A 25,196-nucleotide genomic window follows, 5' to 3' on the forward strand; every position below is an offset into this window, starting at 1 on the left:
AAAAGGGTGAATGGAATGCCTAAAAAAATCAATGAAACGATACTTTCTGCATACCGGGGGAAAAAGACAAGCTATACCCCTGCTTGGTTTATGCGGCAAGCTGGAAGATCCCAAAAAGAATATTTGGAGATCAAAAAAAAGTATTCTTTATTTGAAATCACACATCAACCAGAGCTATGTGCATACGTGACACGTTTGCCAGTAGAGCAATATGGTGTGGATGCAGCTATTTTGTATAAGGATATTATGACACCACTTCCAGCGATTGGGGTGGATGTGGAAATAAAAGCAGGAATTGGTCCGGTAATTGACCAACCAATTCGTACGCTTCAAGATGTGGAAAAGCTTGGAAAGCTAGAACCTGAGGAAGATATTCCGTATGTTTTGGATACGATACGCTTGTTAACAGAAGAGCAGTTGGATGTGCCGTTAATCGGCTTTAGCGGAGCTCCATTTACATTGGCTAGCTATATGATTGAAGGTGGACCGTCAAAAAATTACGGAAAAACAAAAGCATTGATGTATGAAAATCCCAAAATGTGGTTTTTGCTGATGGACGTATTGGCTGATATGATTATTACGTATGTTCGCGCCCAAGTGAAAGCAGGCGTCAAAGCGATTCAAATATTTGATTCATGGGTTGGAGCGTTAAATGCAGCAGATTATCGTGTTTATATTAAGCCGACCATGACACGCATTTGTAATGAGATTCAGGCAGAAAATGTACCGATTATATTATTTGGAATTGGTGCACGTCATTTATTAAAAGAATGGAATGATTTGCCTGTTGATGTGATTGGATTAGATTGGCGAACTTCCATTAAAGAGGCAAGAAGCATGGGGGTTACTAAAGTGCTGCAAGGGAATTTAGACCCAGCTATTTTACTAGCAGATTGGGACACCATTGAAAGCAGAACGCGTAGTATTTTGGATGAAGGAATGCAAGATGGCAGACATGTATTTAACCTTGGGCACGGTGTTACACCAGATGTCACACAAGATACATTGAAGAAATTGACAGCATGGATTCATGCCTATTCGAAACGATAAAATCTAGTAAACGAGGTGCTGAAAATGGAAAAAACAAAAATAGGTTTACTTGTTATGGCTTATGGAACCCCTTATAAAGAAGAGGATATTGAAAGGTATTACACGCATATTCGTCATGGACGAAAACCATCTCCAGAGGCTCTACAGGATCTCGCTGATCGTTATAAAGCCATTGGAGGAATTTCTCCGTTGGCACACATCACAGAAGAGCAGGCTAAAGCACTGGAAACCAAACTAAATGAGCTTCAGGATCAATATGAATTCCATATGTATATTGGTCTAAAGCATATTGAACCATTTATTGAAGATGCAGTGGAGCAAATGGCTGCTGATGGAATTAAACAAGCTGTCTCCATTGTACTTGCACCGCATTATTCCACTTTTAGTGTGAAATCTTATAATGAACGAGCACATGCAGAAGCTGAGAAGTATGGTATTTCTATAACATCTGTTGAGAGCTGGTATAAAGAACCAGGATTTATTCAATATTGGGTTGAAAAAATAAGTGCAGTATATGAAGAAATGTCAGTGGCTGAAAAAGAAAAAGCTGTACTCATTGTTTCCGCACATAGTTTACCAGAGAAAATCCTGCAACATGGTGATCCATATCCGGAGCAGCTGGAAGAAACTGCAAGACTAATTGCTGAACAGGCAGGAATTGCGAGCTATGAAATTGGTTGGCAAAGTGAAGGGAATACACCGGATCCATGGCTCGGCCCGGATGTACAGGACTTAACAAGAGATTTATTCGAACAAAAAGGTTTCCGCACCTTCGTTTACGCACCAGTTGGTTTTGTATCGGATCATTTGGAAGTGCTATATGACAATGATTATGAATGCAAAGTAGTGTGTGATGAGGTGGGAGCAGCTTATTATCGCCCAGAAATGCCAAACACAGATAAAACCTTTATTCAAGCGTTAGCAAATGTCGTGATGAAACAAGTGAATCACAATGGCAACTAAGAAAAACATTGTCATTGTTGGCGGTGGAATTACGGGGCTAACGGCAGCATATTATTTGCAAACAAGGATTGCAGAAGCAAATCTGCCATATGAAGTGAAGTTGGTAGAGGCTACAGACCGTCTTGGCGGAAAGGTATGGACGCTAAGGCGTGATGGATTTATTATTGAACGAGGTGCTGATTCATTTTTAGCGCGTAAAAAACCAGCCGTGAAGTTGATAAAAGCTTTGGGGTTGATGGATGAGCTAGTCCGAAATGACACGGGTCAGGCATATGTACTTGTAAAGAATAAGCTTCATAAAATCCCATCCGGATCATTTATGGGAATACCGACGACTGCGAGACCGTTTCTATTTACGGGCATGTTTTCTCCTGTTGGCAAATTAAGAGCGGGGCTTGACTATGTGCTGCCAAGAGGAAAGGCGAAAGCGGATCAATCTTTGGGACATTTTTTTCGTCGCCGGTTTGGTGATGAACTGGTTGAAAACTTAATTGAACCATTATTATCTGGTATATATTCTGGTGATCTGGATGAAATGAGTATGAAGGCAACATTTCCTAATTTCCTTGAATTGGAGCAGAAGCATCGAAGCTTAATGATAGGACTTCAGAAAACCATGCCAAAAAGTAAACGAAGTACAGGGAAAAAACCTGGTCAATTTTTTGCTTTTAAAAATGGCTTTTCCACCCTCGTTGAAGCATTGGAACAAGAAATTGGACAGACTACAATAATGCGTAATCATGCGGTGGATCATATTGAAAAAAAAGATCATGGCTATCATGTCCTATTAGATAGTGGAGATGTCCTAAAGGCCGATGCAGTGGTAATGGCTACACCACATACGGTGCTATCAAAGGTGTTTAGCAAGTTTCCTATCTTTGATACATTACAGCAAGTCCCTGTTGGTTCTGTAGCAAATGTTGCGATGGGTTTTGATTCAAAATCCCTCAAGAAATTACCGGATGGTACTGGATTTGTTGTATCCAGAAATAGCAAGGTACAAATAACTGCCTGTACATGGACACATCGAAAATGGCCACAAGCAGTACCAACTGGAAAAGCCATGCTGCGTTGCTATGTGGGACGCCCAGATAATCCTGAGGTAGTAAATCTATCGGACGAAGAAATAATTGCACTCGTTCGCAAGGATTTACAGAAGATCATGAAAATAAAGCAAGCACCTGAATTTGCTGTTGTCACACGTTGGAGAAATAAAATGCCGCAATATACGGTAGGACATGTGGAGCGATTACAATCGGTTCGAGAGCAGATGCCTGCCGGTTTGCCAGGTGTCTTTTTGGCAGGAAGTTCTTACGAAGGTGTTGGAGTTCCTGACTGTATTGATCAGGGTGAACAGGCGGTAGAGCAAGTACTTGCCTTTCTAAATGAAGAATAAATAAAAGACATACAAATATTACAATGTCCCGTAGATAGATGAAGCTATCTACGGGACATTTTTTATTGAAAGCTTTTTTCCAGTTCATCAATTAAAGAGCCTACATGGGCAACTGCACTTTGAATGGCATCTGGCTTCGTCATATCAATACCGGCTTTCTTAATAAGTTCAAGCGGTTTTAATGAGCCGCCTGCCTTTAATACATCGAGCCAGCGGTCTACAGCTGGTTGTCCCTCGATCTTGATTTGCTGGGAAACAGCAGTGGACACGGTTAAACCGGCAGAGTACGTATATGGATATAAGCCCATGTAATAATGTGGCTGACGCATCCAAGTTAAGCTTGCCCCTTCATCAATATGAACAGTATCCCCCCAGAAGTTCTCCAGTGTTTCCCTCTTTTGCTCACAAAGTACAGACGCTGTTAGTGGTGTACCTGCCTCGGCTAACTCATAAACACGGCGCTGGTACTCTCCCTCTAGTAAATGTGTGACAAAATTATGGTAATACGTACCGAGCAATTGGCTAATTACCCACCGTTTCATACGCGGATCGTCTGTTTTTTCCAGTAAATGATTTGCAAGCAGCATTTCATTCATGGTTGATGGTGCTTCTACAAAATATGTCGATGTACGTGTGTTTGTCAGCACCTGATTTTGTCCAGCTAAGTAAAAATGTCCCGCATGACCTAGTTCATGTGCTAAAACAAAGGCACCACGCATTGTATCTGTCCAAGTAATTAAAATGTATGGATGAACCCCATATGGTGTTGTACAAAATGCTCCAGTAGCTTTTCCAACATTATCGGCATAGTCTACCCAGCGTTCTTTGATTCCTTTTTCCATAATTTCACTATACTCTGGTCCCATTACCTGCAAAGCTTCCAAGATGGTTGCTGTTGCTTCTTCATAGGTTGTTGTAGGATTAAACTCAGGATCCGTCGGTGCCTGTAAGTCACAAAATTGTAATTCATCTACACCTAGCTGTTGTTTTAGTAGTCTGGCATATTTTCTCATATGTGGAGCCAATTCTTTTTGAATTACCTGTAATTGATTCTCATACATTTGCTTCGTAACTTGCTGCGGCTTTAATAACATATCAGTTACGGAATCATAGTTTCTCAACTTGGCCATCGTTACTTGTTTGGTCACTTCCGTGGCATAGGTTGCAGCATACGTATTTTTATATTGATTCAATGTCTTCACAAAGGAGGCATAAGCCTTTCTGCGTAATTCATTATCTGCAGATAATTCGTAACGATCCTCATAGAGAGCGAAAGACATTGGAAGTTCATTTCCGTCCTTGTCTATAATCGGATCAAAAATCATATCCGCAGATTTACTTCGTTGATAGATCATATAAGGTGCATCATGCACTTCTTTTAATGCCGCTAGTGTTTCTTCCATTTCCGGAGCCAAAGTGTGTGCCTTATTTTCCATGATATCTTCAATTACTTTTCGATAGGTTTCTAAATCTGAAAGTTCCTGAAAATATTGTTTGATTTTATCATTTGAAATGGTCAGCAGCTCTGTTTCAAAAAAGGAAAGCTTTGCACTTATTTGGGCAAATACAGCAGATATTTTAGCTGCGTCTCGTTGATTATCAGGGTCTACACCATCTGCATTTATTTTTAAATTTGCATATGTTGCTGTATGTATCATTCGTTTTTGAAGTGCTTCCAATGCAATCATGCATTGATACAGTGTTTGAGCATTTTCCCCAAGCTTTCCTTTATACTGTGTTACTTCGCCAACACTTTCTTGGATTGCTTCCAGCTCTTTTTCCCAGCTTTCCGCAGAATCAAATAAATCACGAAGATCCCAGGTTTGTTCGATTGGAACCTCGGAGCGTACCAAACGTGATGTTTTTGCCATTGAAATCAATCCCCTCTTATTTATTTCGTTACACTAAATAATTATAATATATTTTCAAATGGAATGATATGAGTTTTCTGAATTCAGTCTTATAAATTGATAAAAGGAGTGTCTAAGTGCTTAAAAAAAACAAAAAAATAGCAGCCGATGATTCAGCTGCTTACGGAAATGCATTTTTGTGGTAAAGTACAGCCAAGTATTAACCCCGATTTTAATGGGATATACGGTAGATCATCTTGCCGGATGATCGCATTCATCACAGATGTTGCCGTAGCAATCTGCTTTTTCATGCATGTCATGGCCACACTGATGGCATTTTTTCTTTGGTAGATTCCGGAAAAATTCAATGACATTGATCATGTATATCCCCCTTTTCGTTGATAATTTACATTGTATTATAACAGTATGTTTTTTGTCAAGCCTGTGTTACAACAAAAATGAAAAAGAGGTGTTTTCCTTATGAAATTAACGGTGGTTGGCTGTTGGGGAGGATTTCCTGCACCAAACGGGGCGACGTCTTGTTATTTATTGGAAAAGGATGGATTTAAGCTTGTAATCGATTTGGGGAGTGGGGCATTGTCTCACTTACAAGCATTTCAAAACATACGAGATTTGGATGCAGTTATACTGTCCCATTATCATCATGATCACGTTGCTGACATTGGTGTATTACAATATGCCAAGCTGGTTGCGCATTATGTGGAAAAGAGGGAAGAAATTTTGCCTATATACGGTCATACAGAGGATAAGGCCGGATTTGATGCATTGACTCATGAATTTACGAGGGGAATAGCGTACCATCCAGATCAAAGTCTGGAGCTTGGTCCTTTTTCCATCTCCTTTTTAAAAACAAAGCATCCGGTTCCATGCTATGGGATGAGAATTTCAGCTGGGAATCAATCAATTGTGTATACCGCAGATACGAGCTATCAACAACAATGGATTCCTTTTAGCAGGGATGCTGATCTTTTAATAGTAGATTGTAACTTTTATGCGGAGCAGGATGGTTCTGCTGCAGGACATATGACAAGTAAAGAAGGAGCATATATTGCGGAACAGGCACAAGTAGGGGGACTTTTGCTTAGTCATTTACCTCAGTACGGGCAATTAGAACAATTAGTGGAAGAAGCGAAGTCTGTCTATCATGGCAATGTGTATTTGGCGACAAAAGGTCTAAAATGGTCCTAGTATGACTGGCCATGCATGTTATTTGTACTTGTTAAATTATTCATATGATAAATTAGATTCATTTACGATCTTGTTTGTAGGACTTCTTGCCGATTATTTGTTAAAATAAAGTGGAGCGATATCGTAAAGGAGGAGCAGGATAAAATGAAATTTATTGATAATAAAGGAATTACTGATCCATCCATCAATCTGGCACTGGAAGAATATGTGCTGCAGAATTTTGGTGAAAAGGATACATATTTATTGTTTTATATTAATAGCCCTTCCATCATTATCGGAAGAAATCAAAATACAATTGAGGAAATCAATACAGAATATGTCGATAGTAACGGTATTAAAGTTGTTCGCCGTCTTTCAGGAGGGGGCGCAGTTTACCATGATGAAGGCAACCTGAACTTTAGTTTTATTACCAAGGATGATGGGGATAGTTTTCATAACTTTGCTAAGTTCACGCAGCCAGTTGTAGAAGCTTTAAATAAATTAGGTGTTCCTGCAGAGCTGGTAGGAAGAAATGATTTACTTGTAGAAGGCAGAAAAATTTCCGGAAACGCGCAATTTTCTACGAAAGGTAGAATGTTTAGCCATGGAACACTGATGTATGATTCTGAAATTGAACACGTCGTTTCTGCATTAAACGTAAGCAAAGAAAAAATCGAATCTAAAGGAATCAAATCCATTCGCAGTAGAGTGGCCAATATTTCTGAATTTATGAATGAAAAATTGCCAATGGCTGAATTTAAGGATATGATCCTGCGTTATATCTTTAATGTGGAAGACGTTAATGATGTTCCACGCTATGAATTAACAGAAGAAGACTGGAAAAATGTACATGAAATTTCCCAAAAACGATACCAAAATTGGGATTGGAATTATGGTAAATCCCCTAAATTTAACATGAAACAATCTCATAAGTTTCCTTCAGGTCTAGTTGATGTTCGCTTAGATGTGAACCGGGGAATGATTGAAAGTTGTAAGATTTTTGGTGATTTCTTTGGTCTAGGATCGATTGATGTGCTCGAAGATAAACTAACTGGTGTTCAATATAATCGTCAGGCTATAGAGCAAGCATTAGCAGATATCGATGTGCCACATTATTTAGGCAAAGTTACCAAAGAAGAATTTATTAATTTAATCTATTAAGATGCGAAATGAGGCTATCCAAGTATGTTTACCTGGATAGCCTTTATATATGGAGTTTAACCTAGTAAAAATAGCATGTATTTCTGTTTTTTTGGTTAAAAATAATGTTTGATTTTGGAAAAGAAAATATTTTTAAAAAATTTGTATATTTATCTTTCTTTTTGGAGAAATATTTGGTAAATTAGATATAGCCTCGGTTTTTTCATTTAGCATTGAAAGGATGTTTATTTTAATGTTAAAAGAAATTTACCATTCTACTTATGAAATTACTCCTCAAACGATGGCCGTTTTGTCGGATCGAGACAGCTATGGCAACATTCAATCGCGCATTTTAGAACAACAACAAGAATACATTGTTCGTGACAAACCACTTAAAATCATTGACTATGCTTGCAAATTTTTTGGGAAAAGTTTGCGTGGTTTACAAGATGGGACGAAAAGTGTATGTGGTATTACACATAAGGCCCCATTGGCGATTGAACACCATAGTGGTATGTATTTTTTTCCGACTGCCTCTCCAACGAATCCGAATTGCTCCTGGATTGCACATTCTCACGTTGAGCAAATTAACTCACTAGGAAAAAAGGGTGTAGAGGTTGTTTTCAAAAATGGACAAAAAGTGGAAATAAAGGTTTCCATAGGTATTATGCAGAATCAAGTTCGACGCACTGCACAATATAGATATTTGCTCGGCAGTCGGTTTGATAAAATTTTCTCCTAAGAAGACGTGGATGGATTCTTCGTCACTAGCATCAGATCTTGCATGATACCTTCTACTTTTTTGCGAATTGCAGGATTAAAGTAATTTCGTTTTTCTTCCAAGCCTTTACTGCGAAACAGATAAGATGAGAAGGAATCATTTCGATTGAGGATGGATACATGCATATTTCCATTGTTCATCGTTTGCCGCAGTTGTTTGCGTTGTTGTTTGGCCTCCACGAGCATCTGTCCCAAAAGCTTTATGTAGGGTTCTTTAATTTTAAAGATTCCTTGTTGGAAGTGATGCATGTCTTGTTCCATTACTACAATGGCCATAGAAAGGAAAAGAAAACGAGACATCAGCTGGTAGTCCTCTTCTGCAATATGTCGCAAATCAAATCTCCTCCAATCGAACGTTTGTTCCTGTTTATTTTATTATATCCTATTCAAATAAAAAATACAAAATAATATAATCGTGCAATGAAAAAATTGAGGCGATCATTGTATCTAGGATATGGAATAAATATGGTGAGAAACAGGTTGCGGGTGAGAAAAGATAAAAAAGGTCGTCATAAAGGGTCCACTGAAAAACTTCAGATATGCTGGTATATCATCACAGCTGTACAATAAAAGACACTACCAAAATTTCCAAAACGGAATTTGGTGGTGTCTTTTTTATAAATGTTTTATTTCAACTTATCCATTTCAATATTATATTTATTGTAACAGCTGACACGGCATCTAGGTGAAACCACAATACGTTTACAATCAACGATACTTTATTGATAATGTTCACTTTTGTTAGATATTATAATCAACCATGCAAGGTGGTGTAAGCCCCCCACATCAAGCGTTTTGTTGTTCACAAGAATAGTAAGTGGTGGATCAACAGCCAGTAAAGGCCTGATTGGTTCAACTAACAATCAGTGGGGGGGAAGTGCGCCCCCCTGATTGAAGTTTCACTTTATCACGGATTAACTGGCTGTAAGCCCCCCACATCAAGCGTTTTGTTGTTCACAAGAATAGTAAGTGGTGGATCAACAGCCAGTAAAGGCCTGATTGGTTCAACTAACAATCAGTGGGGGAGAAGTGCACCCCCCTGATTGAAGTTTCACTTTATATAGCGTGACTTAACGGAAGATGGAGTTGGGCAGAAATGCTGATACAAGCCAATTTGGCATATCGACAATTTCATTGATTCGTAAGTCTACAGCGACACTGCACAGCATATAGGCCTCTTCGGCGGAAAGCTTGTAGGTGTCCATGAGATGTTCAATCATATAGCGAATGGCATTTTGGGAAGCTTTATATACATCCTCTCCATGACCAGTAGTAACATAATAACCACGGCTATCTGCTTCTGGTGTAGGCGGACCAGGTATTTCATAGCGTGGTTCTGCAATGGTTTTCCCTTTATGCAGTTTGAAACGGACGGTTGTTTCCATAGAAGCCTCAACAGCTGTACCACAAACCTCCCCGTCCCCTTGTGCAGCATGCGTATCCCCGATGGAGAATAAAGCACCTTCAACCCAAACTGGTAAATAAAGCTTTGTACCACGGGTTAAATGGCGAATATCCATATTACCACCATTTTTACGAGGTGGTACAACACTAAAATGACCTGGTTCCGGCAGGGCTACACCGACTGTTCCGGGGAATGGCTTGATGAAAAGCTGGATACCATCTAGAAATTCCATTGTATTTTTTTTCGTCAAATCAAAGGTTTTAATTGCCGGTTCTTTAAATTCATCTGCCAACAAGCCAAACCCAGGAATAATAGCGGTCCAGCCCCAATCAAGCTGCGAAAAATCAAGCATTTCAATTTCGAGTGTGTCACCAGGCTGAGCCCCTTTTACATATATCGGACCTGCTGTGGGATTTACTTTTCCAAAATCCAAGTTTTGCACATCCTGTACTGTAGCATGCTTATGAAATTGGCCGCCAGAGGATTCTGTAATTTCATATGTGATCGTCTGGCCTGAATCTACCTCTGCAATAGGCTTCAGTGAATTGTCCCAGCCAATGTGGCTGTGTGCATTAAAATCATGAATCGTCATATAAGGGTGGTGATGATGATGGATTGTCATTTGTTGATGACTCCTTCCTGTTCGTCATTTTCTCTGGAATCTAAGAAACTTGTAAATCATAATTATATATCCATCGTAGCATCCTTTTTAGCTATCTTAAAGTAGATGGCAATGATTATTCCAATGGATAACCAAATGAGTCCAAGTGTCTTCGCCTCAGTAGCCAGATTTATCCATACGTAGGCAATGATAATAAATCCGATTAGTGGCAAAACAAGATGGCTAAAATAATTTTTGCTTTTTTGCTTAACGATATAATACGTAAAGACAGACACATGGAGGAATAGAAATGCAGTTAAAGCGCCAAAGTTTATGAAAGATGTTAATATCCCAATATTCCCCATAAATATGAGCCCAACTAGTAGGGATATGACTGCAACGACAAGAATGCTTGCATAAGGTGTTTTATATTTAGAATGAACCTTGGCTAGAAACCTTGGTAGCTTTCGATCACGCCCCATACTAAATAATACCCTTGAAATCGCTACCTGAGCCACGAGCGCATCGGCAATACCCCATGCAAGTGCAGTTGCAATTGCCGTGAGAACTCCAAGCCACTTTCCACCAGCAATTGTAGCTGTTTCATAGAAGGCCGTGCCAATATCATCAAAGCTGTTGAAATCAGGATAAATTAATGCTGCAACCCACGTTTGGACCATGAAGAGTACGCCAACAATGAGTAATGACCAAATGGTTGCTCTCCCAATCGCTTTGGGACCGCCGGAGGATTCCTCAGACAATGTGGATATCGCATCAAAACCAAGAAAGCTGAGTACTGCAATAGAAACAGCTCCCATGACAACCTTCATGCTAAAGGTGTCAGGATTGTAAAGTGGATCAAAAGAAAAGGTGGCTCCATTGACACCATTCACAATGGCAGTTACACCGACAACAAGGAATATGATGAGCACAGCAAGCTCAAAGATTAAAAAGATGATATTGGTTCTTGCGGTAAACTTAATTCCAAAATAGTTAATAACTGTATTAATGGCTATGAATAAAATAAGCCAAAACCAACCTGGAACTGCTGGCCACATCCCTGTAAGCGCTGTTGCACTCACGACATAAAGTAATGCTGGTACAAGAATATAATCCATCAATATAGCCCAACCTGCTATAAATCCAACATATGGATTGATTCCTCTGCCAGCATAGGAATAGACAGAACCCGCCATTGGAAATGCTTCGGACATTCGTGCATAGCTTAATGCAGTAAAGATCATCCCGACCATACCGATTAAATAGGCAAGTGCAACCATGCCTTGCGATTCGAGCATGACCTCCCCATAGATTCCAAATGGAGCTATGGGAACCATAAAAATAAGTCCATAAATAAGTAAATCTTTGAATGACAAGGAACGCTGAAGCTCTTGCTTGTAGCCAAATTGCGATAATGATCCATTTTGTTGATCTTTAGACATTCTAAATGCTCCTTTACAATTTTTTGAAGGATACAAACGCCTGCAATGCAATGGTATCCATCTATCCATGTGGGAAATGATTATTTTAGTTTAAAGCCATTTCTTCTGTATATTTTGCTAGCAAGGTTGTCTATAAATTGCAGGAAAAAAGGAATATTTTAATTGAGTACTAGGAAAAATGTAATGTATCTATTAAAATAAAAGATATGCTAATTACTGGATATCATGATCAATAGATATAAATGTGTGAAACTAATGAGGGGTATTGAAGCCATGTTCATAAATAACATCATTACAGATTGGAAAATAATGCTGGAAAATGATCAGCTTGAAGAATATATTATGCAGTTATTAAGTGACTATGAAAAGCTTGGACCGCTACCGGGTATTTTACTGCCTTTTATTGAGGCGTTTTTACCGTTTTTGCCTTTATTTGTGTTTGTATTTGCAAATGCTGCTGCATACGGATTGGCGAAGGGATTTCTATTTTCATGGATTGGTTCCTCTCTGGGGTCCATCATCGTATTTTTAATTATTCGTAAGCTGGGGGATCGCCGTATCTTCATCAAAATCCGCAATAATAAACAGGTACATAAAGTGACTGGATGGTTAGAAAAGCATGGATTTGGTCCCTTGTTTTTATTACTTTGTTTCCCGTTTTCACCATCCTCCGTTATCAATGTCGTTGCAGGGTTATCCCATATTAGTAAACAACAATTCTTCCTAGCTGTTCTTCTAGGGAAATCTGTTATGATTTTTTCTATTGCTTATGTGGGCTCCAGTATTTTCGAGTTTGCCAAAAATCCTGTAAAGACGATAGTAGTTGGTATTTGTATAGTTATATTTTGGATGATAGGAAAATATGTAGAGAAAAGACTACAAAAAGTTTCTGAAATCAAGGATGAACAAGCAAACCAAGATTAAATTTTTTCCTCCGGGGTATAGAAAATTATACAGCTTGGAGGAAATAATGATGAAACAGGTAAGAATATTTAAAGCTATTGCTGTGATTGTACTCGTTGTGCTCGTTGGATTTGCTATCAAATCATTGTTGTTTTCCAATTATGTGGTGGATGGTAAATCAATGGAACCAACGTTGGAAGATGGTAATTTAATGATGGTCAATAAAGTCGTATATGAATTAACAGATGTTCATCGTTTTGATATCATTGTTTTTCATGCGAACGAGCAGGAGGATTATGTCAAGCGTGTGATCGGACTCCCAGGTGACGAAATAGAATACCATAATGACCGTTTATATATTAATGGTCAATATATAGAAGAAGATTTTTTAGATTCATATAAAGAAAAAAATCATCAGGGAAGATACACAGAAGATTTTACTTTACAGGAGTTAACTGGAAATAAAAGGGTGCCAGCAGGCAATTACTTTGTTATGGGAGATAATCGCATAGATAGCTTAGATAGCCGCTCCTTTGGTTTTATTAACACGGATGCAATTGTCGGGAAGGTTGACCTTGCCTATTGGCCAAATCAGAAATCACAAGCAACGTTTGGCAAATAACTATAAGTTCGTCTCTATCTTTGATAAAATTTTATCAAGGATAGAGATTTTTTTAATAGCAAAGAAAACATCAGATTTGATTCTTATAGATGAATTAGCTGTAGTGGAGTGGTTCAGCTTGAACGTCAAGCTACCTACAGTTTTTGGTAAGGCAGGTATGGGTATGGTGTATTCCTGACAACTTCAGTGAAATGAGCTTCAGCATCGTTTCAAGCTGTCATGTTCATACCTCATATATGTAGTGGTTTTGGTGAAATAATTAAAAATGAGCGGGGGATGTAAATGGGTCTTCGATTTATTTTAGGACGTGCAGGTACCGGTAAAAGCGGGCGAGCCATGGATGAAATAAAAGAGAAATCTTTAAAGGATCCGCAGGGGGCACCAATTTTTTATATTGTGCCGGATCAGATGACTTTTGAACAAGAATATAAATTATTTTCTGATTCAGATTTCCCGGGTAGCATACGTACACAAGTGGTAAGTTTTTCACGATTGGCCTGGCGTGTGTTACAAGAAACTGGTGGTGGAACCAAACAATTTATTAGTTCGATTGGTATTCAAATGATGCTGCGTAAAATCATTGAGGAAAAACAAACGGACTGGAAGGTATTTCATAAGGCAGTTGAGAAGCATGGATTTCTGCAGCAGCTCGAAAGAATGATTACGGAGTTCAAGCGTTACCAGGTCACTCCCGAAGTTTTATATGGACAGCTATTAGATCTGAAATCATATGTACATAAAGAACCCGGTGAGCAGGCATTGGCTAATAAGCTGGATGATCTACATTATATTTATCAGCACTTGGTTACAGCATTGGAAGGTAACTATATGGATGGGGAAGATCAGTTACAATTGCTCGCAGATAAAATTGGAGAAACAGACTTTTTAGCGAATGCTGAAATATATTTTGATGGCTTCCATCAATTTACACCACAGGAACTACAGGTGGTTGAAGCTTTATTATTACACTGTAGAGAGGTAACAGTTGTCTTAACAACTGAAAATAAACCAGCAAACGCAACTTCGGAATTAGATTTATTCTACCAAACAGGTGAAACCTATCAAACGATATTGCAAATGGCGAAAGCGCAGGCAGTGCCTATTATAGAAACAATAGAGTTGGAGCCTGCCAATGGGCGTTTTCGAGATCGAGCCTATTTTGCCCATTTGGAAAAGTATTTTGATGTACGCCCAGCACCTGTTTTTGATGGGCCAGTCCCAATACAGCTTGCCGAAGCGGTTCATCCACGAGCAGAAGTGGAGGGCGTTGCACAAGAAATGTTGCGCCTTATTCGTGAGGAAGGATATCGATATCGTGATATGGCAATCTTCATTAGACAAACAGAAGTATATCAAGATTTGATTGCTACGATCTTTCATGATTATGGCATTCCAGTATTTGTAGATGAAAAGCAAACAATGCTCCATCATCCACTCATTGAATTTATTCGTTCTATGCTTGATGTTATAGAAGGAAATTGGCGATATGATGCTGTTTTTCGTGTGCTGAAAACGGGTTTGATTCCAATCACAGATGAAGAAGCGCCACTTACAATGGATGCGATTGATGAGCTGGAAAACTATGTGCTTGAATACGGGATTCGTTCACGCGAAAAATGGTTTTCGAAAGAGGATTGGATTTATCAAAGATTTCGTGGCTTTCAGGATGCTGCCCAAACCGATATCGAAAAAGAAAAGCAGCAACAAATTAATCGTTATCGTAAGCAGGTCGTACAAGCATTACAACCATTTGATATCCAATTTAGAGAGGTAGAGACAATTCGTGAACGCTGTGAGCTTATTTATTTATTTTTGGTAGATATTGGTGTTCCGGAAAAGCTGGAACAAATGCGTGAGTCACATGACGAGCGTGGTGAAATTGAAAAAGGTCGTGAACAAGAACAAGTATGGACTGCTGTTTTACAGTTAATCGATGAAATGGTGGAGATGGTAGGGAATGAAGCATTAGATATTCCTACATTCCGAACGATTTTGAATGCAGGGTTTGAATCCTTGGAGTTTTCCCATGTACCACCAACGATAGACCATGTCATTGTAGGTACAGTTGATCATTCTCGTATCAGTGGCATTAAATGTTCCTTTTTACTAGGTGTCAATGAAGGGGTATGGCCACTAAAGCCATCTGCGGACAGTGTAATCAACGAACGCGAACGTGAAATGCTGGAAACCAACGGATTACGATTGGCTGATACGAGTAAACGCCAACTATTGGATGATTGGTTCTATATGTACACTGTATTTACATCGGCAAAGGATAGGCTGTGGATTAGTTACCCATTTAGTAACGAAGAAGGAAAATCGCTCATGCCATCCCAGCTCATTAAACGTATGGAAGATTTATTTGCAGCCTGCTGTAACCATCTGTTACTACAGGAACCAGAAGAATCTGCAGATGCCGAACGCTTTATTACGACACCAACTAAAACAAGAGGGGCATTAACAGCCCAGTTGACAAGGGGAAAAACGGGTTACCCAGTCAAGGATATATGGTGGCATGTATTCAATTGGTATGTTGAACATCATGCGAAATATAGTACAAGCTATCATATATTGCAAAGTCTATATTATGAAAATAAACCAGTAGACTTACAGGAAGGTACGGTACAGGAGTTATTTCCGAAAAAAGTAAAATCAAGTGTATCACGTTTGGAATCGTATTATCGCTGTTCCTATCAGCATTTCGCCAGATACAGTCTCCGGTTGGAAGAACGGCCGTCTTACAAGTTGGATGCTCCAGACATTGGGCAATTATTCCATGAGGCGTTAAAAATGATTACAGAATGGATTCAGCAGGAAAACCACGATTTCAAACAGGTATCTGAACAAGAAGCAGAACAATATGCTGCAAGAGCAATCGGAAAGCTTGCACCAGTATTACAGCATCAAGTTTTGCATAGTTCCAGTCGTTATCGGTATATTCAACAAAAACTGGAACAGGTTATTGCTCGTGCAACATTTGTACTTGGGGAACAGGCGCGGAAGAGTAACTTTTCACCGATAGGGCTGGAGCTTGGTTTTGGTACAAAGGGAACGTTAGACCCCGTCATATTACCACTTGATAATGGCTATGAGCTAATGTTACGTGGACAAATTGATCGTGTGGATCGTGCGGAGTTTGGCGGACGTCTTTACTTACGAATCATCGATTATAAATCGAGTGCCAAGGATTTGGAATTGGTTGAGGTGTATTATGGGTTAGCCCTACAAATGCTCACTTATCTGGATGTGGTACTTTCTCAATCAGAGAAATGGCTAGGTATCCAAGCATCACCTGCAGGCGTACTTTATTTTCATGTGCACAATCCACTCATTAATAAAAATGAGCAGCTGTCTGAAACAGCTTTAGAAAAAGAAATTTTTAAAAGCTATAAAATGCAAGGACTTCTGCTAGCGGAGGAAGAAATTGTCCGAATGATGGATACGGACTTAGAATCAGGCTATAGCCAGGTTGTTCCAGCAGCGATTAAAAGAGATGGTGGCTTCTACAATTCCAAAATTGCTGCAGAAGGAACATTTGCTGGACTTCGGAGTCATATGCACACTTTGATGATGCAAGCAGGACTGGATATCACCTCTGGAGGTGTACATCTCAATCCTTTTCAATATAAAGGAAATAATGCGTGCACCTATTGTCCATTTCGTTCTGTTTGTCAATTTGATCCTACTTTGGATACGAATAATTATCATAGACTTCAGGAGATGGATGATGAAGAAATGATGAGAAAGCTTGGAATAGATTCATAACATCTGAAGCAATGTGGCAAAAAAGAAATAAGTAATGAATTACAGAGCAATTGGTTTAATAAAGGGAATACTGAATGCAGTGTTTTTATAAATAATAAATGCATCATCACGGAAAGGCTTTAAAGCTTATCTGCGCATTCTTCTTAAATATGATGCTAGGGGGGATATGGCATGGTGAATTGGACAAAAGAACAAGAAACAGCTATATATACGTCTGGACAAGATGTGCTCGTGGCTGCTGCGGCCGGTTCTGGTAAAACAGCTGTATTGGTAGAAAGAATTATCCAAAAGCTATTGGATAAAGATAACCCGACCGATATTGATACATTACTTGTCGTGACATTTACGAATGCTGCTGCACAGGAAATGCGGAATCGGGTTGCGGAAGCCTTAGAGAAAGCATTAGCAAATGATCCATCATCGATTCATTTAAAGAAACAGCTTTCACTACTACAGAAGGCATCCATTACAACTTTGCACTCCTTCTGTCTAGACATCGTGAGACAACATGCTTATTTACTGGATATTGATCCGAGTTTTCGAATTGCTAACGATATGGAAGCAGATTTACTCATGCAGGATGTATTAGATGATTTATTTGAAGCCAACTATGCCAAAACAGGATTAGAGCAGGAACAGTTTTTTGCGGTTGTGGATCGATTTTCTAGTGATCGAAACGATGTAGATGTGGAGAAACTCATTCTTGATTTATATACCTTTTCGATTCAAAATCCGCAACCGGAAAGCTGGTTGGATGAATTAACGAAGACCTATCAAATTCCGGAAAACTGGCAAGAAGATGATTTGGCTTGGCTGTCGATTATCAAACGTGAAGTTAAGAATATGCTTGTCGGAATAACAGATGAAATGCATGCCGCAAAAAAGCTTGCTACAGATGTGGATGGGCCATCTGCATATGTGGAAACGATTGATGCTGATTTGGCTATGTTAGCAGAAGCGAATGAACATGTTCACGTATGGGATGACATGCAAACATATATGCAGTCCTCAAAATTTAAAGCTTTATCACGTAAAAAACAGGACTGTGATGAAGACAAGAAAGAGCAAGTAAAGCAATTACGTGACCGGTATAAAAAAAGATGGAATGATATGAAAAAAGATTGGTTCAGCAGAAATTTACAAGGACATATTGATGATATGCGTGAATTGGCACCAATCATTTCACAGCTAACTCATTTGGTAAAAGAATTCAAGAGTCGTTTTACAATGGAAAAAAAAGAGCGAGCAATTGTTGATTTCTCTGACCTTGAACATTATTGTCTGGAAATATTAATGGAGGAAGACGCCATAACTCCATCTGCTGTTGCAAAAAATTTAAAACAGCAATTCAGTGAGCTGCTCGTTGATGAGTATCAGGACACCAACTTGGTACAGGAAACCATTTTGACCTTATTACGCAATGACAGTGGTCCAGGTAATATGTTTATGGTTGGAGATGTGAAGCAAAGTATTTATCGATTTCGTCATGCAGAGCCAACCTTGTTTATAGAAAAGTATAAACGTTTTTCATCTTCAGCTGATCCTGGTCACCGAATTGACTTGGCTAGAAACTTTCGAAGCAGGGAGCAAGTGTTGACAGGGACGAATTATATTTTTCGACAAATTCTTGATGAAGCACTTGGGGAAATTAATTATGATAGTGATGCAGAATTAATATATGGAAACCGGATGTACGATGCATTGGAATATGCAGAGCCAGCTCCTGAGTTATTAATTATTGATCAAGAGGCGTCACAAGACAGTGGGACAGAAGAAGATGAAGCTGACCTGGAAAAAGCAGAGCTGGAGGCACGTTTATATGCAGAAAAAATAAAAACGTGGATTGGGTTGAAAGAAACGCCACCGTTACAAGTGGTCGATAAATCAACAGGAAAGCAACGTGATATTCAATATCGTGATATTGTACTACTCATGCGTTCGATGACATGGGCGCCATTAATCGTGGAAGAATTAAAGAAACAGGGTATCCCGGTTTATGCAGAATTATCAACCGGATATTTTGAGGCAATTGAAATTAAGGTTTTAATCAGCTTTTTGAAAACAATTGATAACCCACGTCAGGATATTCCGTTAGCATCCGTGCTAAAATCACCGATTGTAGGATTGAATGAGGAAGTGTTAGCAAGGATACGTCTAGCAGATCAGAGAGGAACCTTTTATGATGCTTTACGACGATTCAGTGAAGAACAGACGGATACAGCTGCACAAAGGGTTCAGACATTTTTACTACAGTTGGAACAATTTCGTTCTGCTGCCAGGGAAGGCGCTTTGTCTGAATTAATTTGGAATATTTACCGGGAAACAGGCTATTACGATTTTGTTGGCGGCATGCCTGGTGGTCGTCAACGGCAGGCTAATCTGCGTGCGCTTTATGACCGGGCGCGTAGCTATGAAACAACATCCTTTCGCGGGTTGTTCCGCTTCTTACGCTTTATAGAACGTATGGAAGAGCGAGGGGATGATCTTGGTGCTGCACGTTCACTAAGCGAGCAAGAAGATGTCGTTAGAATGATGACCATCCATAGCAGCAAGGGATTAGAATTTCCAATTGTGATTGTAGGTGCGCTTGGCAAGGAGTTTCATTTACGGGATCTTAGTGGAAAGTATTTACTGCATAAAAATCTTGGTTTTGCTAGTAAATTTATAGATCCAGTGAAAAGAATCGCTTATCCGACACTATTTTATCATGCGATGAAGCGGGAAAAACTTCGTGAATCCTTGGCGGAGGAAATGCGCATTCTTTATGTAGCTTTAACGAGAGCAAAGGAAAAGCTCGTGATGGTTGGAAATGTAAAATCATTTGCAGAACGAAAAAATAAATGGCAAAGAATGGCGAAGCATCCTGAATGGACTTTACCGGTCCATTATCGATTGGAATGTAAAACTTTTCTGGATTGGATAGGTCCAGCACTTATACGGCATGATGATGCAACTGCATTGCAAGAAGAAGCGATCGATCAAAGTGTTCCTGCTGATATCCGCTCTGATATTTCCCAGTGGCAGGTTACGATTATTCCTGGAAATGAATTAATCCATTTGGAAACAGTAGATGAAGCGCCTGATACAGATATGAAGGAAAGTATCGTACAATGGAAGCCGATTCCGACGAATAATCCAGATATGACAGAGCAAGTAGAAAGTAAGCTATCTTACCAATACCCGTACCAGGAATCAACCGTTTCACGTGCGAAGCAGTCTGTAACTGAAATCAAGCGACAACGAGCATTCAAAGATGAGTATAGTGCTAAACAGCTGGTTGAACCATTTAAAGCACCCATTCATAGTCAGCCGACATTTATGCAAAAGGAAAAAAGGATTTCCGCTGCAGAAGTGGGGACTGCGATGCACGCAGTTATGCAGCATATCCCTTTTCAAATGAACATGAGCCATGAAAACATTCGGGGTTTTGTTGCTACATTAGTTGAGCGGGAAATTTTACTGCAACAGGAAGCAGATCAAATTGATGTTGCTGCAATTCAACGGTTTTTTGCGACAGATATGGCAAAATATATGCAGCAATTGAAGCATTTCTATCGTGAAATTCCGTTTAGTCTTTCTTTACCAGCACGCGATGTTTATGCGAACTGGACAAGTGAAATTGAAGAGCATGTCCTCATTCAAGGGGTACTCGACTGCGTTATTCCTACTGATGGTGGTTGGTTCATACTGGATTATAAAACCGACGCGATACATGGAGAATTGACGGAAGCATTGAAGGAACAATTAGCCAATAAATATAAAATCCAACTTGGCTTATACCGAAGAGCACTGGAAACCATTTGGCAAGAACCAGTCAAAGCTGCCTATGTATATTATTTTTCTAAACAACTGCTCTTAAAAGTACCATTAGATGAAGAAGTATAAAAAATACAAGGACGAGAGAAGCATGTGCGATGCTGCACATGCTTTTTCTATTTTTAAACATACATAAAGAGGATATGAACAGTTGTTCAAAGATTTGTCACAAGTTGAAAGCGGATTCATTTAACAAATTGGACACAAATTAAACAAGCATAAAATCATATTTTGGACGGATAGAAAATAGATAAAAGCTTGATATGAAAGGGTTTTTAGTTTATACCATTTTATTTATATATAGATTTCATGAGAAAAATGATGTATTTAAGATGTTTAGGACTCTCCAATGTAATTTAAATCACACCTGCATGTGATTTAATTCACTTCGGTGAGAATGATTCCCAATTAGGATAGAGTTACAAATGAAAGGGAGGTAAATAGAAATGGAAACAACGAAGGTGAAAACTCCTGAACATGAAGTGGAGGTTAATTCCCTCAAGGGGACATTATTCTCTACATTGGTATTTGTAGGTGGAGGTATTATTTTATTTATTGTACTGCTATTCGCATTATATATGACAAGACTATAAGGAGGCTAAAGCTATGAAAATGCATCGCTTTGAGGAAATTTGGCTGGTGCTTGCTGCCGGAGTAATTATCCTTTCCATGGTTGTAACAGGTTATCAAACATTTGCACTTGGTATGGGACCACCAAGTAATAAAGAAACAATTGACCCACAAAAAGTTGATGAAACTGCACCTTTCGATGAACCAGGTGTTTACCAAATTGGTGAAAACGAATATGAAGTGGTCATGACACTGCAAATATTCAGCTTTAATCCCGGTGATATTGAAATTCCAGCAGGATCAACTGTTCATTTTACAATGACTTCAAAAGACGTTGTACACGGATTTCAAGTAGCTGGTACGAACCTGAATGCAATGGTTATGCCAGGACATATTCAAAAAATCACACAAAAATTCGATAAGCCTGGGGAATATCTCGTGCTATGTAATGAATACTGCGGATCAGGTCACCAGCTTATGAGTACTACAATTACGGTTAAATAAAGGAGGGAGGAGCTAACATGGAAGCAACAGCAATAAAACATTCATTTACTGAAAAAGCAAATCGTGCGTTAGGAGTTAATGAAAAAGATGCCAAACTAACACTAACTTATCTATCAGTAGCATTTATAGCATTGTTGATTGGTGGAGTTTTGGGTCTGCTTCAAGGACTAGAACGTGCAGGTTTACTGCAATTACCATCTTGGTTGAACTATTATCAAGTATTAACAGCACATGGCGTATTACTTGTACTCATATTTACAGCAACCTTTGTTGTCGGTTATTTTTACGCGGGAATCTCACATACAATGGGAGGGTTAATTCCCAAAGTACGTAAAATGGGTTGGGTAGCCTTTGGATTAATGGTTATCGGTGTTGTGTTTGTCGTTACAACAATCGTAATGGGTGAAGCATCTGTACTATATACCTTCTACCCACCAATGGCAGCATCTCCATATTTCTATATTGGACTTGTATTTATTGTCTTAGGTATTTGGACTTCTGCATTAGGTGTATTTACGAATGTAATGAACTGGAGAAAAAATAATAAAGGACAACATATTCCATTATTATCTTATTTTGCAGTTGGTGTGTTTACGTTATTATTCTTTGGTAGCCTTGGTGTTACCTATGAAGTATTAACTTTGATACCATGGGCATTTGGCTGGACCGAAACAGTCAATGTCATGTTAAGCAGAACATTATTCTGGAGCTTTGGACACACATTGGTTAATATTTGGTATTTAACCGCTGTATCCGCCTGGTATGTTGCAGTTCCAAGAATAATTGGCGGACGATTATTTAGTGATACATTGGCAAGAGTTGTTGTGTTCTTGCTTGTTATCTTAAATATTCCTGGTGGATTCCACCACCAAATTGTTGACCCAGGATTTTCAGAAGGCTTGAAATTTATGCACGTATTTATGAGTCTTTCTATTGGATTCCCATCATTGATGACTGCTTTTGCAATGTTTGCTGTCTTCGAACGTGCTGGAAGAAAGAAAGGCGGAAAAGGCTTACTTGGTTGGTTTAAAAAGCTTCCTTTTAAGGATGTTCGTTTCCTTGCACCATTCATCGCAATGGTAGCATTTATCCCTGCTGGAGCTGGTGGTATTGCACAGACCAACAACCAATTAAACCAAGTTGTACACAACACACTTTGGGTAACAGGACACTTCCATTTAACAGTAGGTACATCAGTCGCACTGACATTCTTCGGAATTGCTTATTGGCTTGTACCACATATGGCAAAGCGTGAATTTACACCAAGAATGAATCGACTTGGTATCATCCAGACGATTATTTGGACAGTTGGTATGTTGTTCATGTCTGGTGCCATGCATACAGTTGGATTGTTTGGTTCACCAAGAAGAACTTCTTATTCCACTTACGGAGATAATGCAACAGCATTAGGCTGGGATCCATATCTCATCTTGTTGGCCATCGGCGGAACCTTACTGATTATCGCTGTAGTCATGATGGTTTATATCGTATTTTATCTCATGTTCAAAGCACCTAAGGGTGAAACAGAATTTCCAATCGGAGAACCAGAGGATAACGCTGCACCAACCCCTATGTGGACAGAACGTTGGGGTCTATGGATTATCTTGATGCTAGCAGTAGTTGCAATGGGTTATGTTATCCCATTAGTAGACTTAATTGTGAACGCACCTCCAGGATCTCCACCATTTAAGACCTGGTAATGTGAAACACTGGAGGTTGTCCAATCTGAATTGGGCAATCTCCATCTATTTTTTTACGCCAACTCAATTTGGGAGGTGAACCCTCATGGTCAACGGAAGCAAGCGGAAAAAAATTGCCATTGGTCTTATTTTTATTTTTGGAATTCTATTATATTATGTCGGCACAGATGGATTTACCGCTTTTACTGCTGAAACAGCGCGTGTGAATCAGTTGGTAGAGGAGCAACCGGATTTTCCCAATGTAACGTTGGAAGACAGTAATAATCGTACTTATTCGTTTTCGGAGTTTGAGGGGAAATATGTTTTAATTACATTCATTTATACAAATTGTACGACTGTATGTCTGGATTTAGAAATGAATATGGCACAGGTGTATAACAAGATACCTACGTCTTATATTGGCGAGGATATCGTCTTTCTAAGTATTAGCTTTGACCCGGAAAGAGATGATCCAGCGACCTTGCATAAATATAAGGATTATTTTAATAGTGATGGTGAAACGTGGCGAATGGCGAGGATTGCAGATCAGCAAGAATTAGATAACCTGTTGGATGAGTTTGGGGTAATCGTTATCCCTGATAACTATGGTAATTTCGCTCATAATTCGGCATTTTACCTGGTTGATCAACAGGGCACATTGCTGGATGTAATGGATTATACAGACATCGATGGTTCAGCTAAGAAAATTGAAGATTATCTTACCAAGGGAGGGAAAGGCTGATGAAGCAATTTCTTTACGGGCTTGCCTTATTTATCTTTCTCGTCCTTCCTCCCGTCGCAAACTTAATGGAATCGATCATGATTATTCACATGCATATGCAAATGCCTATGTTGATTGCAGCTGGATTTTTGATGGCAAAATATTTCCAACACCGCTTTCCAAGCTTTTTTCAGAAATGGAACCCTGATGGTGTTCCAGGAATATTGTTATTTCTAGTTGTGTTTGGTTATTGGATGATTCCCAGAACGATGGATGAGGCACTTACTTTTCAAGCAATGGAATGGTTTAAATTTATTAGTTTAACGTTTCTAGCGGGAGTTCCACTTCGAGACAGCTGGAAAAAGTTATCAAAGTCCTTTAAATATGCGATCTTTATGTTTTTTGCAATCTTATTTGTTGCCATGGGCTGGCTTTATATCGCCGTACCAGTTCAGCTTTGTAATAATTACTTGCTTGTGGACCAGTTAACACTGGGGTGGGGCTTTCTTACCATGGCAATCTGTATCATTATTTATTTGATCTATATTACGTTTACAGACCAATCGGAATATGAAAGTGAATAGATCAGTGGGGAGATGGGCTGGAACATAGCTAGTCTCCCATCATGAAAAAACAGTCATGTTTATCACGAAAAGATAAACATGACTGTTTTTATTAATCTTTTTAAACCACAGGCTCTGCCTGTGTGCAAACGAAACTTTTAGAGTTGTATCCAAAAAAACTCCAAACGTTATAATAGAAGATGGCCGTCAAACCAACTTTAAATAACGAGAGGAGTCT

At 39.1% G+C, this 25,196-nt stretch carries 20 protein-coding genes; 15 read left to right on the forward strand and 5 right to left on the reverse strand.

What is annotated here, in order from left to right:
• Positions 1-15: 15 nt before the first annotated feature.
• From hemE to hemY, 3 genes are read left to right on the forward strand one after another with little or no spacing between them, the layout of a single operon-like run.
• Positions 16-1,050, forward strand: a complete 1,035-nt coding sequence (gene hemE, locus DX933_RS00590) for a uroporphyrinogen decarboxylase (protein WP_123314538.1) — start codon at positions 16-18, stop codon at positions 1,048-1,050.
• 24 nt (positions 1,051-1,074) lie between these two features.
• Complete coding sequence (hemH, locus tag DX933_RS00595; protein WP_123314539.1) at positions 1,075-2,013, forward strand: ferrochelatase; 939 nt, start codon at positions 1,075-1,077, stop codon at positions 2,011-2,013.
• Complete coding sequence (hemY, locus tag DX933_RS00600; protein WP_123314540.1) at positions 2,003-3,409, forward strand: protoporphyrinogen oxidase; 1,407 nt, start codon at positions 2,003-2,005, stop codon at positions 3,407-3,409. Before hemH ends, hemY begins: the two co-directional genes overlap by 11 nt.
• 62 nt (positions 3,410-3,471) lie before the next feature.
• On the opposite strand, the gene pepF is transcribed toward hemY, so the two are convergent.
• Both pepF and yhfH read right to left on the reverse strand, forming a co-directional pair.
• Entirely contained in the window at positions 3,472-5,280 is a 1,809-nt protein-coding gene (pepF, locus tag DX933_RS00605; RefSeq protein WP_190279361.1) for an oligoendopeptidase F, read from the reverse strand.
• Between the two features lie 231 nt (positions 5,281-5,511).
• Positions 5,512-5,640: a protein YhfH gene (yhfH, locus tag DX933_RS00610; protein WP_123314541.1), complete on the reverse strand. Its 129-nt coding sequence runs from the start codon at positions 5,638-5,640 to the stop codon at positions 5,512-5,514.
• Positions 5,641-5,739: 99 nt separating this feature from the next.
• Between yhfH and DX933_RS00615 the strand changes: the two genes are divergently transcribed.
• The 3 genes from DX933_RS00615 to DX933_RS00625 all read left to right on the forward strand — a co-directional run bounded on the left by DX933_RS00615 (position 5,740) and on the right by DX933_RS00625 (position 8,329).
• On the forward strand, positions 5,740-6,468 hold the full coding sequence (locus DX933_RS00615) for an MBL fold metallo-hydrolase (RefSeq protein WP_123314542.1): 729 nt from the start codon (positions 5,740-5,742) through the stop codon (positions 6,466-6,468).
• 144 nt (positions 6,469-6,612) lie between these two features.
• A complete protein-coding gene (locus tag DX933_RS00620; RefSeq protein WP_123314543.1) occupies positions 6,613-7,608 on the forward strand; it encodes a lipoate--protein ligase in 996 nt (331 codons plus the stop codon).
• 232 nt (positions 7,609-7,840) lie between these two features.
• Positions 7,841-8,329 carry a competence protein ComK gene (locus tag DX933_RS00625; RefSeq protein ID WP_123314544.1) on the forward strand — a complete coding sequence of 163 codons (489 nt, stop codon included), beginning with the start codon at positions 7,841-7,843 and terminating at the stop codon, positions 8,327-8,329.
• Here the strand turns inward: DX933_RS00625 and DX933_RS00630 are convergent.
• The 3 genes from DX933_RS00630 to DX933_RS00640 all read right to left on the reverse strand — a co-directional run bounded on the left by DX933_RS00630 (position 8,326) and on the right by DX933_RS00640 (position 11,815).
• Positions 8,326-8,700 (reverse strand): hypothetical protein, encoded by a 375-nt coding sequence (locus DX933_RS00630; RefSeq protein WP_123314545.1) that lies wholly within the window; start codon positions 8,698-8,700, stop codon positions 8,326-8,328. The two genes, DX933_RS00625 and DX933_RS00630, sit on opposite strands and share 4 nt — an antisense overlap.
• Positions 8,701-9,437: 737 nt before the next feature.
• Entirely contained in the window at positions 9,438-10,394 is a 957-nt protein-coding gene (locus DX933_RS00635) for an acetamidase/formamidase family protein (RefSeq protein WP_123314546.1), read from the reverse strand.
• A 62-nt stretch (positions 10,395-10,456) separates the two neighbouring features.
• Entirely contained in the window at positions 10,457-11,815 is a 1,359-nt protein-coding gene (locus DX933_RS00640) for an APC family permease (protein ID WP_123314547.1), read from the reverse strand.
• A 273-nt stretch (positions 11,816-12,088) separates the two neighbouring features.
• Here DX933_RS00640 and DX933_RS00645 point away from each other — a divergent pair, with 273 nt between their 5' ends.
• The 9 genes from DX933_RS00645 to DX933_RS00680 all read left to right on the forward strand — a co-directional run bounded on the left by DX933_RS00645 (position 12,089) and on the right by DX933_RS00680 (position 24,979).
• Complete coding sequence (locus DX933_RS00645; protein ID WP_123314548.1) at positions 12,089-12,739, forward strand: TVP38/TMEM64 family protein; 651 nt, start codon at positions 12,089-12,091, stop codon at positions 12,737-12,739.
• Between the two features lie 49 nt (positions 12,740-12,788).
• Entirely contained in the window at positions 12,789-13,340 is a 552-nt protein-coding gene (gene lepB, locus DX933_RS00650; RefSeq protein WP_397315581.1) for a signal peptidase I, read from the forward strand.
• A 282-nt stretch (positions 13,341-13,622) separates the two neighbouring features.
• Positions 13,623-17,105 (forward strand): helicase-exonuclease AddAB subunit AddB, encoded by a 3,483-nt coding sequence (gene addB / locus DX933_RS00655; protein WP_123314550.1) that lies wholly within the window; start codon positions 13,623-13,625, stop codon positions 17,103-17,105.
• A gap of 171 nt (positions 17,106-17,276) precedes the next feature.
• Positions 17,277-20,990: a helicase-exonuclease AddAB subunit AddA gene (gene addA / locus DX933_RS00660; protein WP_123314551.1), complete on the forward strand. Its 3,714-nt coding sequence runs from the start codon at positions 17,277-17,279 to the stop codon at positions 20,988-20,990.
• 377 nt (positions 20,991-21,367) lie between these two features.
• Positions 21,368-21,514, forward strand: coding sequence for a hypothetical protein (locus DX933_RS18305; RefSeq protein WP_190279362.1), 147 nt, complete (start codon positions 21,368-21,370; stop codon positions 21,512-21,514).
• 13 nt (positions 21,515-21,527) lie between these two features.
• A complete protein-coding gene (locus DX933_RS00665) occupies positions 21,528-21,995 on the forward strand; it encodes a cytochrome c oxidase subunit II (protein ID WP_123314552.1) in 468 nt (155 codons plus the stop codon).
• A 17-nt stretch (positions 21,996-22,012) separates the two neighbouring features.
• Positions 22,013-23,695: a cbb3-type cytochrome c oxidase subunit I gene (locus DX933_RS00670; protein ID WP_123314553.1), complete on the forward strand. Its 1,683-nt coding sequence runs from the start codon at positions 22,013-22,015 to the stop codon at positions 23,693-23,695.
• 85 nt (positions 23,696-23,780) lie between these two features.
• A complete protein-coding gene (locus tag DX933_RS00675; RefSeq protein ID WP_123314554.1) occupies positions 23,781-24,416 on the forward strand; it encodes an SCO family protein in 636 nt (211 codons plus the stop codon).
• Positions 24,416-24,979, forward strand: a complete 564-nt coding sequence (locus DX933_RS00680) for a hypothetical protein (protein ID WP_190279363.1) — start codon at positions 24,416-24,418, stop codon at positions 24,977-24,979. The genes DX933_RS00675 and DX933_RS00680 overlap by 1 nt, the downstream gene beginning before the upstream one ends.
• The last annotated feature ends 217 nt before the right edge of the window (positions 24,980-25,196 follow it).

Source organism: Ornithinibacillus gellani (genome assembly GCF_003730295.1).
GTDB classification, from domain to species: Bacteria; Bacillota; Bacilli; order Bacillales; family Amphibacillaceae; genus Ornithinibacillus_A; species Ornithinibacillus_A gellani.